Source organism: Microcoleus sp. S36a_B3, from assembly GCF_036700745.1.
Taxonomy (GTDB): Bacteria; Cyanobacteriota; Cyanobacteriia; order Cyanobacteriales; family Microcoleaceae; genus Microcoleus.
This window is the reverse complement of the sequence record NZ_JAUBPN010000005.1, coordinates 1-13,487: the sequence shown is the minus strand read 5'-3', so window position 1 is coordinate 13,487 and position 13,487 is coordinate 1. Positions and strand designations below refer to the sequence as shown.

General features: G+C 47.7%; 5 protein-coding genes. 2 read left to right on the top strand and 3 right to left on the bottom strand.

Features of this window, described 5'->3' with window-relative positions; translation table 11 throughout:
- Nucleotides 1-98 precede the first annotated feature (98 nt).
- The gene (gene acnB, locus QUA01_RS07490; protein ID WP_333088844.1) at nucleotides 99-2,714 is read right to left on the bottom strand and encodes a bifunctional aconitate hydratase 2/2-methylisocitrate dehydratase; all 2,616 of its coding nucleotides are present in this window, start codon (nucleotides 2,712-2,714) and stop codon (nucleotides 99-101) included.
- A gap of 483 nt (nucleotides 2,715-3,197) precedes the next feature.
- On the opposite strand from acnB, the gene QUA01_RS07485 reads away from it, so the two are divergent.
- Nucleotides 3,198-7,223 (top strand): EAL domain-containing protein, encoded by a 4,026-nt coding sequence (locus QUA01_RS07485; RefSeq protein ID WP_333088843.1) that lies wholly within the window; start codon nucleotides 3,198-3,200, stop codon nucleotides 7,221-7,223.
- Here QUA01_RS07485 and QUA01_RS07480 read toward each other — a convergent pair.
- Both QUA01_RS07480 and QUA01_RS07475 read right to left on the bottom strand, forming a co-directional pair.
- A complete protein-coding gene (locus tag QUA01_RS07480; protein ID WP_333088842.1) occupies nucleotides 7,213-7,389 on the bottom strand; it encodes a hypothetical protein in 177 nt (58 codons plus the stop codon). The two genes, QUA01_RS07485 and QUA01_RS07480, sit on opposite strands and share 11 nt — an antisense overlap.
- Before the next feature lie 221 nt (nucleotides 7,390-7,610).
- A complete protein-coding gene (locus QUA01_RS07475) occupies nucleotides 7,611-12,170 on the bottom strand; it encodes a PAS domain S-box protein (protein WP_333088841.1) in 4,560 nt (1,519 codons plus the stop codon).
- Between the two features lie 925 nt (nucleotides 12,171-13,095).
- Between QUA01_RS07475 and QUA01_RS07470 the strand changes: the two genes are divergently transcribed.
- Nucleotides 13,096-13,485 (top strand): helix-turn-helix domain-containing protein, encoded by a 390-nt coding sequence (locus QUA01_RS07470; protein WP_333088839.1) that lies wholly within the window; start codon nucleotides 13,096-13,098, stop codon nucleotides 13,483-13,485.
- Nucleotides 13,486-13,487 lie beyond the last annotated feature (2 nt).

Sequence of the window (13,487 nt, the reverse complement as noted above, 5' to 3'; positions counted from 1 at the left end):
TCAGCAGATGTACACAGATGAATGCAGATAAAATTCATCTGCTTTCATCTGCTTTCATCTGCGGTTCAAAACAACCATTTCACTGAATTTCGAGGAAACTACTTGCTCAACACACCTTCAGGAATCCCCAAAATATCCTCAATGCGCGGCATATCTTCCACAGCAATCACTCGCCCTTCATCCTCAAAACCAGCAATTTGATCGAAATTCAAATATCGATACAAATCGCCAGCAAAAGGATTGATTTTCTTGGCCACAATTTCCTGGTATTCTTGGACTGTGGGAATGCGACCCAACAGCGAACAAACAGCAGCCAATTCCGCCGAACCGAGATAAACTTGTGCATCTTTGCCCATCCGGTTGTTGAAATTGCGAGTCGAAGTTGAAAAAACCGTTGTGGCATCTTTTACCCGCGCTTGATTGCCCATACAAAGACTGCATCCCGGCATTTCCGTCCGCGCTCCAGCCGCTCCAAAAATGCTGTAATAACCTTCTTCTTTTAGTTGTTGTTCGTCCATCCGAGTTGGCGGACAAATCCACAGGCGAGTTTTAACTTCCCCTGCACCTTCCAACACCTTTGCAGTGGCGCGGTAGTGGCCGATATTTGTCATGCAAGAACCGACAAATACTTCGTCAACCCGATCGCCCGCAACCTCACTCAACAACTTAACATTATCCGGGTCATTCGGTGCAGCCACAATGGGTTCAGTAATCTCGTTGAGATCGATCTCGATGATTTCAACATACTCCGCATCAGCATCAGCTTCTAGCAGCACCGGATTAGCCAGCCATTCCTCCATCTTCGCCACCCGGCGCATCATCGTCCGCGCATCTTCATAGCCCCGCGCTACCATGTTTTTTAGCAGCGCGACGTTGGAGCGAATGTACTCAGAAACAGTCTCCACACTCAATTTAATCGTGCATCCAGCGCAGGAACGCTCGGCCGAGGCATCAGTCAATTCAAACGCCTGCTCGACCTTCAAATCGGGCAAGCCTTCAATTTCCATGATCCGCCCCGAAAAGACGTTTTTCTTATTCTGTTTTGAGACTGTCAGCAAACCTTTTTGAATCGCTACATAGGGAATTGCATTCACCACATCCCGCAGGGTTACTCCCGGCTGCAATTCTCCTTTGAAGCGCACTAAAACAGATTCCGGCATATCCAAAGGCATCACGCCCAAGGCAGCAGCAAATGCCACCAATCCCGAACCCGCAGGAAAGGAGATTCCTAAAGGAAAACGTGTGTGAGAATCGCCGCCGGTTCCTACTGTATCTGGCAATAACATCCGGTTGAGCCAAGAGTGAATAATGCCGTCTCCGGGACGCAAAGCTATGCCCGCCCGCTGTGCCATGAAATCGGGCAATTCGTGGTGAGTTTTGACATCAACCGGTTTTGGATAGGCGGCGGTGTGGCAGAAACTTTGAATTACCAAATCGGCGCTAAATCCCAAACAAGCAAGTTCTTTTAATTCGTCGCGAGTCATGGGCCCGGTGGTGTCTTGGGAACCGACTGTGGTCATTAATGGTTCGCAAGATGTACCGGGACGCACGCCTGTTAAACCGCAGGCTTTCCCTACCATTTTTTGGGCTAAGGTGAAGCCTTTACCTGTGTCGGCGGGAATTGTTGGACGGGTGAAAATCGGGCTAATTCCTAGTCCTAAAGCTTCGCGGGTTTTGTCGGTTAAGGTGCGTCCAATTAATAGGGGAATGCGGCCGCCGGCGCGAACTTCGTCTGTGATTGTGTCGGGTTTGAGAGTGAAGGTGGAGATGATTTCTCCGGCTTCGTTGGCGATTTCTCCTTTGTAGGGATGGATGGTAATTACCATTCCGGTTTCCATTTTGCTGACATCGCATTCGATCGGCAATGCGCCGGAATCTTCAGCAGTATTGAAGAAAATCGGGGCGATCGCACTTCCCAAAATATATCCGCCGCTGCGCTTGTTTGGCACAAACGGAATATCATTGCCAATGTGCCACAGCACTGAGTTAATCGCTGATTTGCGCGAGGAACCGGTGCCGACAACATCGCCGACGTAGGCTACGGGATGGCCTTTTTGCTTCAATTGGGCAATGGTTTCCAGCGCTTGGGGCATCTTACTTTCCAGCATTGCTAAAGCGTGCAAGGGAATGTCCGGCCGCGTGGTAGCTTGAGGTGCCGGAGACAAGTCGTCGGTATTGGTTTCTCCGGGTACTTTGAAGACTGTAACGGTAATGGCTTCGGCTAGTTGGGGCCGGCCGGTAAACCACTCGGCATCCGCCCAAGAATCTATGACTTGTTTGGCGTAGGGATTGGTATCCGACAGGGCGAGAATGTCGTGGAAGGCGTCAAATACTAACAGCGTTTTGCTCAAGGCGCGGGCTGCGGTGGCGGGGATGGCGGTTTCGGCAGTAGGATGGAGTAAATCGATTAAAGATTGGACGTTGTAACCTCCCATCATTGTCCCCAGCAGGTAAACTGCCCATTTGGGAGCAATTAGGGGGCTGTGGATTTCGCCTTTGGCAATGCCGGTCAGAAAACCTGCTTTGACGTAGGCGGCGCTGTCTACGCCGGGGGGCACGCGATCGCGCAATAATTCTACTAAGGCTTCTTCTTCCCCAGGTGGCGGATTTTTGAGCAATTCGCAGAGTTCTGAGGTTTGCTGGGCGTCTAGCGGCAGCGGTGGAATTCCCAGTGCGGCCCGTTCGGCAGCGTTACGGCGGTAAGATTCAAGCATTTGTGTTCTCTCTCAAAATTGTGTTGGGTAGTTGTTTGCAGGTGACATTACTTTTTAGATTAGGCGCTGGCGCTACATATTTGGCAAAGCACCCGCTCTTATAAAAACTTAACGCAACTTTAAAAACAGTAGATTTTCATACTAAAGACAAAATCTGTCTGTATCTGGAGCGCTGCTGAAACTCCAGCCAAGAAGTTTTCCGGCGTTGAGTTGCATTGTTCTGGTTAAAATTAATATGGCGGAGGTAATGTCGATCGCCCGCGAGCATCTCAAATCGTTAGCTACCAGAAAGAATTGGTTTAAAGCCTCTCCCTTTTAGCTAGAAATTAAAAGAAGGTTATTCATTACGACCATCCTCTTCCTTCCAGGTAGAGGTCGCCCTCAACCCTTCTCTAGGCGAGGAGGGAGGTTGTCAACTGTCCACTGTCAACTGTTCACTGAATACAAGCTTAAATTTATCCGCAGAAATGGATCGATTAAAAAATGGAAAGTTTTATCCCTGAAAACTGTGAAGATTGTCAGGGCTCGGCTGCCAAGGCAGACTTTTACCAAGAGCTGCAAGCAACTCAAGAATTATTGCTGACGATCGCCAATTCGATGCCGATGCCTACGATCATCAGCAGTCTGGCTGATGGCACAATTCTTTATAGTAACGATTTATGCCATCAGGTTTTCGGGTTCAAAGAATTTGAAATCGACGGCAAAAAAGCCTCCACACTATACAGTAACCCCGCACAGCGCCACGAACTGCTGGATGTGCTCGCCCGCAACGGACAAGTCCGCGAGATAGAAGTTCGCCTCCAAAAAGCTGACGGCACGCTGTTTTGGGCAAGTGTATCGATGCGGTATTTGACATTGCTGTCGGAAAAATCCGTGCTGTCGGTGTTCTGTGACATTAGCGATCGCAAGCGAGCAGCCGCCAAGGAGCAGGAATTGCTCGCCTCAATCCATTTGCGCGCCCGCCAGCAAGCGGCCGTCGCTTACTTGGGGCAGCAGGCATTGGCGGAAACAGATTTGTCTGCACTGATGGACAAAGCTGCGGTGTTAATTGCTCAAACCTTGGATGTTGATTATTGTCAGTTGTTGGAACTGTTGCCCTCGGGCCATGCTTTTTTGTTGCGAGCGGGGGTTGGCTGGCAGCCGGGCCTTGTCGGCAAAGCCACTGTTGCGGCTTCTGCCCGATCGCAAGCTGGTTACACGTTGCTAGTTGGCAAAGCCACGATTGTCGAAGATTTGCGGGTGGAAACCCGTTTTAGCGAGTTGCCGCTGCTGCACAACCACCGGGCTGTGAGCGGCGTCACTGTCATCGTTCCCGGCAATCGGGGACTGGAGAGTTTCTTGGGACAAGCAGAACCAGCGGACACTTCTGCGACGCAGGCTTGGGGCATTTTGGGGGTTCACACCAGCCAAAGGCGGGTTTTCAGCCAAGATGACGTTTATTTTGTAGAAGCGATCGCCAACGTGTTAGCTGCGGCGATCGAGCGGATTCGATCGCAAGAGCGCTTGCAAATGATGGAACGGGCGATCGAAAGTTGCAGCAACGGCATCGCCATCACCGACGCGACGGTTACAGATAATCCGATTATTTATGTCAATCCCAGTTTTGAGCGGATTACGGGTTATCGCAGAGACGAATTAATGGGGAAAAATTGCCGATTTTTGCAGGGCAACGACACGGACACCGCCTCTGCTAAACTATTGCGAACGGCAATTGAAGAAGGCAGAGAATGCCAAGTTATCCTGCGTAACTTTCGGAAAGACGGCACGCCTTTTTGGCACGAACTGTCGATCGCTCCGGTGCACAACTCGCGGCGACACTTAACCCACTTTATTGGAGTGCAAACAGACATTACCGACCGCCAGCGAGCGGAAGCAGAATTATTTTTAAATTCTCAAGCTTTAGCAGCTTTCACCGCTAATCTCAAACACTTGCACCGGATTACAACTTATCATTATCAAAATTTTCAAGAACTGGTTGAAGATTATTTAACAGCAGGCTGTTTAATTTTTGGACTTTCTATTGGCATCATGGCTGAAGTCCAGGATGAAGTTTTTATTGTGCGGGCAGCAAAATCCGATATAGGATACTTCGTGCGAGGCCTAGAATTGAACCTCAGCGATACTTACTGCGCTGCAGTAATTAAATCCAATAAAACTATTTTCTATTCTCATGTGGGAGCAGAAATAGAGATGCGCGAACATCCAGCTTATAAACAATGTCACTCAGAATCTTACATTGGAACGCCGATATTTGTTAACAATAAAACTTACGGTATATTAAGCTTTAGTTCGCGAGAAATTAAGAAAAAAAAATTTGAGTACCAGGAAATAGAAATCATAGAATTGATGGCTCAAAGCATCGGTAAAATTCTGGCGGTTCACCAAATGGAAATCGAACGCCAGCAAGCCGAAAAAGAGCGCTGCGAGTTAATATTATCTCTGCAAGAAAGTGAAGAACGCTATCGCCGTTTAGTAGAACTATCTCCCGAAGCGATCGTCGTTCACAGTCAAGAGAAAATCGCCTACATCAATGCTGCGGGCGCAAAACTCCTCGGTGCGAGTTCTCCGGCAGAGTTAATCGGCTTTCCGATATTGCATTTTGTCCATTCAAACTATGTGGAAACAGCCCAAAAGCGCATGAGGCAAGTCGAGCAAGAAAATAAGCCGATCGAGCTTGCCGAGCAAAAACTGATGCGGCTAGACGGAGAAATCATCGACGTTGAAGTGGCCGGCATCCCCGCCCTTTATCAAGGCGCAGCCGCCGCCCAGATTATTATCAGAGATGTCACCGAGCGCAAGCGAGTAGAACGGCAACTGCTGCACGGTGCTTTTCACGACGCGCTGACGGGTTTGCCAAACCGCGTTTTGTTCATCGACAGGCTAGGACAAGCCATCCGCCGATCAAATCAATCCTCCGATTACAAATTTGGTTTACTTTTCCTAGATTTAGACCGCTTCAAAGTAGTTAATGATTCTTTAGGACACATTTTAGGAGACAAACTGCTAGTCGCCCTCGCAGACAGGCTGCTAACCTGCGTGCGGGCTTCTGATACCGTCGCCCGGTTGGGGGGAGACGAATTCACCATCCTGCTAGACCACATTCAGAGCCTCACCGATGCCACCCAAGCAGCTAACAGAATACAAACAGAACTGACTTTACCGTTTCATATCGAAGGGCACGAAGTATTTACCACCGCTAGCATTGGCATTGTTTTCAGTCAAGGCGAAGTCGCAGCAGCCGACACAAGAGGCAAATCGAATCTGTACGTTCACCCGGAAGAATTCCTGCGCGATGCTGACATTGCTATGTACCGCGCTAAAGCTTTGGGCAAAGCCCGCCACGAAGTGTTTAATTTGGCGATGCACGACCAAACTATGTCGCTGTTGCAGTTAGAAAATGACCTGCGTTTGGCTATTTTGGGTAAGCAGGAATTAGGTGCGAGCAAAAATGAATGTTCCCACTTTATTCTGCACTACCAACCGATTGTTTCGATCGCCAGCGGTGCGATCGAGGGTTTTGAGGCTTTGGTGCGCTGGCAGCACCCGGTTCGGGGTTTAGTGCCGCCGTCTAGTTTTATTCCTGTAGCTGAGGAAACCGGTTTGATCGTGCCTCTGGGAGCCTGGGTGCTGCGGGAAGCTTGCCGGCAATTGCGCGTTTGGCAAGAAATGTTAATGAAGGAAGAAGGAAGTTATGTAACGGATGTAACGGATGTAACGGATGTAAGTCCGTCGGAAGAAGGAAGAGGGAAGAAGGAAGAAGGAAGAGGGAAGAAGGAAGAAGGAAGAGGGAAGAAGGAAGAAGGAAGTTCGGCAACGAGCAATGTACGGGATGTAACGGATACAGGGAAGCAGGAAGTTCGGCAAGGCCCGATGCCCGATGCCCAATTCCCGATGCCCGATGCCCAATTCCCGATGCCCGATGCCCAATGCCCAATGCCCAATTACCAATTACCAATTATCGATCCTTCACAATTAACAATGAGCGTCAATCTTTCTCCCAAACAGTTAGGTTTGCCGAATTTAATCGAACAGATAGATGAAATTTTGGCAGAAACAGGCTGCGCTCCGAGCTGTTTAAAATTGGAGATTACTGAAAGTGCGATCGTAGAAAATGTGGCTAAAGCCAATATTGTGCTGGCCCAATTAAAAGGTAGAAATATTCGATTGTCGATCGACGATTTCGGTACTGGCTATTCGTCTTTGAGTTACTTGCACCGTTTTCCGCTGGATACGCTGAAGATCGATCGCTCTTTTGTGAGTCGCTTGGGGGCCATCGAAAACGGTGACGGCGGGGGTCAGCCTTTGCAGATTGTGCGGGCGATTGTAACTTTGGCTCACAATTTGGGATTAAATGCGATCGCCGAAGGTGTGGAGACAGCCGAACAGTTAGCACAGCTTCGGGGATTAGGCTGCGAATTAGCTCAGGGATATTGGTTTTCTAAACCTTTGGACAGTTTAACGATGACTGAAATACTGATAAATTTCGGTAATATAGCAATTATGGACTGAGTGATATCAATTCCGGTTGCACCGTCAGGTGATTGTTGACTGTTGGCTGTTGGCTGTTGACTGTTGACTGTTGACTGGATTTGACAATTGGGATGTTACCGGATTTTATCTGACTGCTGACTAATGACTGCTGACTGCTGACTAATGACTGCTGATTTTTCTGCATCTGCGTTAATCTGCCTTAATCCCTTGTCATCTGCGGTTAAGGAATTATCTTTTTTTTCACCACAGATGAGGGCAGATTAACACAGATTTACGCAGATGAATTAGATTGATTTTGGTTGACTGTTGACTGTTGACTGTTGACTGGATTTGACAATTGGGATGCTACTGGATTGGATATTACCCGTCGCAACCAATAACTAATAACAACTAACAACTAACAAATTAACAGCTAGCTTTCAACGGAATCTCGATCGCAAATTCAGCACCTTGTCCGGGAGAAGAAGTGCATTTCAGCGAACCTTTGTGTCTGTCGGTAACAATTTGATAGCTAATTGACAAGCCCATTCCAGTACCTTTTCCCACAGGTTTAGTGGTAAAAAAGGGGTTAAAAAGTTGAGTAACGACAGCATCTGCTATTCCCACCCCATTGTCAGCAATCCGAATCAAAACGCGATCGCCCTCCAGCATTTCCGTTTTAATGGAAATCGTACTAGGATTTTGCCGCATTTCCTCAGCAGAACGCCGTGTGTCTCTCTCTTCTAAAGCATCTAAAGCATTGCTCAGAACATTCATAAATACTTGATTTAACTGTCCGGCATAACATTCTACTAAGGGTATTTGAGCGTATTCTTTAATTACCTCAATTTCTGGATGATTATGTTTAGCTTTGAGTCGGTGCTGCAAAATCATCAGAGTGCTATCTATGCCGTCGTGGATGTTAACTGCTTTCATTTCTGCTTCGTCCATCCGGGAAAATGTACGCAGAGACGCTACAATTTGCTGAATTCTGTCTGCACCGACTTTCATCGAAGAAAGCAGTTTTGGCAAGTCTTCCATCAGAAAATCGAGTTCAATAGCTTCTACTTCTTCTTGAATTTCCGGGACAGGATCGGGATAGTGGTTTTGGTAAAGTTCGATCAAATGCAGCAAGTCTTGAGTATAGTCGTTGGCGTGGGTGAGATTGCCGTAAATAAAATTAACCGGATTGTTAATTTCGTGGGCGACTCCTGCGACGAGCTGACCGAGAGATGACATTTTTTCGCTTTGAATTAACTGCGATTGAGCGCTGGTTAATTGCTGCAAGGTGTGCTCTAATTCACGAGCTTTATTGCAGGTTTGGGTGTAAAGATCGGCTTGGTTGATGGCGATCGCCAATTGAACTGTAACTGCTTGCAATAATTCTACTTCGCCCTCGCTCCACGGTCGCACAGCAGCGGAGTGGGCGCAGGTAACAACGCTCACTACTCCCGAAAGTGCCTGCATCGGAATTGCCAACACTGATTGGTAGCCCAGAGAGTTAAGAGACTCGATCAAAATAGAGTCTGCGAGCGCTCCGACATCATCTATTTGCAGCGTTTCTAGACGCAACATCTGTTCTCCTATAGTGCCGAAGTCAGAAGCTTTATAGCAACCTATTAAATCGGAAAGTTCTATTCTGCGAGATTCTTGAATAATTTCCCAAAAACCCTCTTCTTGTTCGCTGCGATACCAGCAAAAATAGCACCGATCGATCTGCATGAAAGCCCGAATTTCTTGGACGGCGACAGCAATAATGCTGTCGAAGTCGAGGGAATTGCGGATTTGAGCTGTGAGAATGTTGAGCAATTTTTCTCTATCTGCTTGCTGCTTGAGTTGGGCTGCAGATTGCTTCAAGGCAATTTCTGCTAGCTTGCGATCGGTAATGTCTTCGGTGACAGCTAATAGATATTGCGGTTGGCCGTCAGCATCAAGTATTGATGTTTTCTTAGTATGAAATATCCGCAATTCTCCTTGACCTGTTTCAATCTCTTCTTCGCTGATTTCTACAGTTTGCCCGTTGTTGAGAACTTCTCGATCTTTGGCAGTGAAAAAGTTAGCTTGTTCTGTGGGAAAAAGGTCGAAATCATTTTTGCCCGTAACTTCTGCTGCGCTGAAACCGAGCAAGTCTTCGGCGACGGGGTTCCACAGTACAAACCGCAGTTCTTTGGCTTCCTTGGCAAGCACTGCTACGGGTATGGTGTTGAGCACTGATTCCATAAAGTTTTGAGTCTGTTGCAGTTCTGCTTCTGCCTGTTTGCGATCGCTAATATCTCGCACGTTGGCAATGATGTTAACATTGCCGTTAAGATTGATTTTGGACAGGGCGACTTCTACAGAAAATGTTGAACCGTCGTTGGGACGCTTTGCTTTCCATTCCACGCGGGGGGTTTCTCCTGCTAATACTCTTGTCCAAAGTTCTGCCATTTGTGCGCTCGGAGTGTCGCTGCTTGAATAGTCGTTTTTAATTGATAATTTTGTTGCTTGTTCCTGGCTGACTCCGTACATTTCTAACATTCGATTGTTTACATCGAGAATGTTACCTTCTAAATCGTGAATGAAGATAGCGTCGTAGACATTGTTAAATATGGTTCGCAGGTTTTGCTCGGAAACTTGCAGGGCTGCTTCTGCCTGTTTACGATCGCCAATTTCTTGTTCTAATTGCGTGACTGCTTGGGAAAGTTCGGCCGTGCGATCGCTCACTCTGTCTTCTAACTCGGCTGCTGCTTGTCGCAGGGCTGCTTCGGCGACTTTGCGATCGGTAATGTCGATCGCCGTACCGAACAGTTTTACCACCTTGCCGCCGGCATCGGTTTCAGCTTTGCCCAAGGCGTTGAGATGCCGCAGCGTGCCGTCGGGACGGTAAAGGCGGAAGTCTAAATCGTAGGGAATGCCTGCTTCGATTGCCCGCTGTATTTGGGTTTGCCACAGTTCCAAATCTTCTGGATGACACCAAGAGAATTGCTGCTCTAGGCTGGGCGCTGCTGCTGCCGGTTCGAGTCCGAAGATGCGGAAGAGTTCTTCGGACCAAGTGACGGTTCCGGTGGCTGCGTCGAGTTCCCAATTGCCGACGTGGGCGAGTCTCTGGGCTTCTTTGAGCTGCCGCTGGCTGTCGCGGATGGCGGTTTCGGCTTTTTTGCGATCGGTAACGTCTAGGAATACGCCGCAAAATACGATTTCGCCGTTCTCGCTGCGGGTGGGCATGGAGTCGCCCTGCCACCAGCGGAGCTCGCCGTTTGGCTTGATTAACCGCCCTTCGTAGTGCCAGGGAGAGAAGTTTTCAACGGCTTCGTTGACGGAAGCAATGTAGCTTTCCAAGTCTTCGGGGTGGATGCGGGAAATGAATGTATTGATGTCTCGCATCATTTCTGCTGCTGTGATGCCGCTGATATCTTCGATGCCATCGCTGGTGTAGTCAACTCTCCAAACTCCATTGCGGCTGCAAAATTGAAACAGAGAACCGGGGATGGCGGCCGCGATCGTCCGAAACTTGGTTTCGCTGGCGCTGAGGGCGCTAAAAGTCTGGCGCAGTTCGGCGGTGCGGGCTTCAACTCTGCGTTCTAGTTCGGCGTTGGCGTGTTGCAATGCTGCTTCGGCGCGCTTGCGATCGGTAATGTCGGTGGCTGTACCGGTGGTGCCGAGGAAGTTTCCGGTTTCGTGGTACAGGGCGATGGCGTTGAACATCAAATGTTTGATGCTGCCGTCTTTGGCGATGTGGGTCGTTTCATACTGGAAAACTGATTCTCCGGCCACCAGGCGGGCGAAAACAGCTAAATCTTTCTGGGCTTGTTCTGGTGTCACAAAATCGGAGAACGGCCTACCGATCATTTCTTCTGGTTCGTAACCGTAGATATACTTAACTGCTGGGTTGACGAAGGTGTAGCGTCCAGTCGCATCGACAGACCAAATCATGTCTTGAGAGGTTTCTACCAGGCTGCGGTATTTGGTTTCGCTGGCTTTGACAGCTTCTTCTGCTGCTTTGCGTTCCGTCATGTCGCGGGAGACGCCGACTGTCATTGTGATTTGGCCGTCTTCATTGCGGATGGGTGTTTTGACGGTGCTCCACAGCCGCACTTCTCCGTCGTAGCGCGTCACAGGTTCTTCGGCAATTTGCAGGGTTTGTCCGGTTTCAAATACGAAGGCGTCATCTTTAATGTACTGGAGAGTGTGGTCAGGTTCGGCGAAAGGTGCGTCTATGATGCCTTGCAGTTCCTCTTGACTCATGCCGTAATAGTCGCGGAAGGCTTGATTTGCCCAGACGATTTGGGCTTTGGGGCCTTTGACTAATACCATATCGGCGATCGAGTCGAGAATTTGGTGATATTTTTGCTCGCTGTCGCGGAGTTTCTGCTGCGCCAATTCGATTTCTGCGATTTGTTTCTGGGTTTGCAAGTGCAGTTCGGCCTGAGAAATTGCCACTGCTAAATGGTCGCCTACTTGTCTGGCAAATTCGATTTCGTCTTCTTGCCACTCGCGGGGTTCGCCGCACTGGTGAATACACAGCAATCCCCACAAATTTTGCCCTTGCAGTAGGGGTACAACTAAGTTTGCTCTGATTTGAAATCGCTTGAGAATTTTGAGGTGACAGGGGCTCAACCGGGCTTTGTAGATGTCGGTGACTGCTTGAACATATCCTTTGGCGTAGTTGGCTGCAAATTGTTCGCCGAAGCAGTGGTCGTGGACTTTTGCGCCCAAGGAAGGGCTGTATAGGGGCAGTACGTCTTCGGAGACTACTTCGCCGTCGTTCCAGTCGGATTCGGGAATGAAGCGGTAGACGGCGACTCGATCGGCATTTAGGAGTTGCCGGACTTCGGTGGCTGTGATTTTGAATATTGTTTCTAAGTCTAGGGATTCGCGAATTTTGCTAATGACTCCCATCAGCGCTTGCAGCTTTTTGAACCAGGTTTGAGACTGCATATCTCTTTCTAAGCGAATTAATTTTTCCTGCAGGTTGATTACTTGTTGATACAGGTATTCATGAAACATAATGCTCTTTTTTTAGTTATTTTGCTGTTTGGTATCGAGGTTGATGGCATCCCATATCGCTCTGCAATTTGAGACTGGTATAGAAGAAGTCATTAGTGATTAGTTATTTGTTATTGGTTATTGGTAATAACTCGCAACTGACAACTGACAACTGACAACTGCTTTCGGTACAACGTCATCAGGAAGATGGAAGTCGGAAGATGGAGGTCGCAATAAAAGCAAGGGTTTCAGCAATTAAGAACGTTTTAACCATCGGGTGCGGTTGTGATAAATCACAAGAGCAAAGGGCAAATTCTCCTCCTTCTGATAGCAATTAGCAGCGAATGAGGCTGCATTTCCGTATTTTTTCTAGATTGGCAGGTCGATCGAGCATCCTAATTCCGTATATTTACTGATAAAGCGGGCGATCGGTGACTTCCTACGGCATAAATTGCTAATGATTGAGAATTTTACTCACAAAATTTATACATAAACCCGGTTTCTTAACCCGATCGCATCAGGGAAGAGCCGAAAGTGGCAGCTAGAAAAGGGGTTTCATCGCCCGACGGGGCCCAAAATCCTGACTAATTTTGACATTTTTTCCGCTCGCCTTCAATGGCAATTGTCACCCTTTTATTATGACTGTAAACTCGATTGATGGTTTCTTCGGCTTTGCGATCGAATATCCTGTTTGGAGCGCCTCTATTAAAATTTGTTTAAATTTAGCTGATCGGCTTTTCTCTAGTTTTCGCTAATACTCGATTCATCTGCTTTAAGTGTGATCTTATGCACTTTTGGGAGCATTGGGAGCTTTTAGATAATTTGCAACGCACTTGAATTATTTTATGTTATCGATTCTATTTGTTAAACTTATTAAAATATATAGCTTTTCGAGTTCTCATAGGAGGTACTAAGCCTTTGCTCATCTACAGCACTTCCGGGTGTTATGAGGTACAATAAAAATAGATTAAAAAATACACCAATGAAAGCATATTCAATAGATTTACGAACAAAAATAGTAGCAGCCCATCAAGATCAGAAGCTGTCGATCAGACAAACAGCAGCGATATTTTCCGTTAGTAAAAGCTTAGTTCAAAAACTGGTCAAGCAACAAAAAATCGAGGGGAATTTACAGCCGAAACCCAGGGGTAAACCGAGATACAGTCATTTGAATAATTCCACAGCTTCTTTGAGGGAAATAGTGGGAGCACATCCCGAGGCAACCTTACTAGAATTGTGTGAGTTATTTGCCCAGAAGACCGGAAATTGGGTGGGTAGAACAGCCATGTGTAACGCCTTACAAAAATTGGGATTAAATCGTAAAAAAAAACAGTGAGC

Excerpts from the sequence above, each read along its gene's own strand:
- acnB (WP_333088844.1), bottom strand. The coding sequence starts at position 2,714 with ATGCTTGAATCTTACCGCCGTAACGCTGCCGAACGGGCCGCACTGGGA.
- QUA01_RS07485 (WP_333088843.1), top strand. The coding sequence starts at position 3,198 with ATGGAAAGTTTTATCCCTGAAAACTGTGAAGATTGTCAGGGCTCGGCT.
- QUA01_RS07480 (WP_333088842.1), bottom strand. The coding sequence starts at position 7,389 with ATGCAGAAAAATCAGCAGTCATTAGTCAGCAGTCAGCAGTCATTAGTC.
- QUA01_RS07475 (WP_333088841.1), bottom strand. The coding sequence starts at position 12,170 with ATGTTTCATGAATACCTGTATCAACAAGTAATCAACCTGCAGGAAAAA.
- QUA01_RS07470 (WP_333088839.1), top strand. The coding sequence starts at position 13,096 with ATGAGGTACAATAAAAATAGATTAAAAAATACACCAATGAAAGCATAT.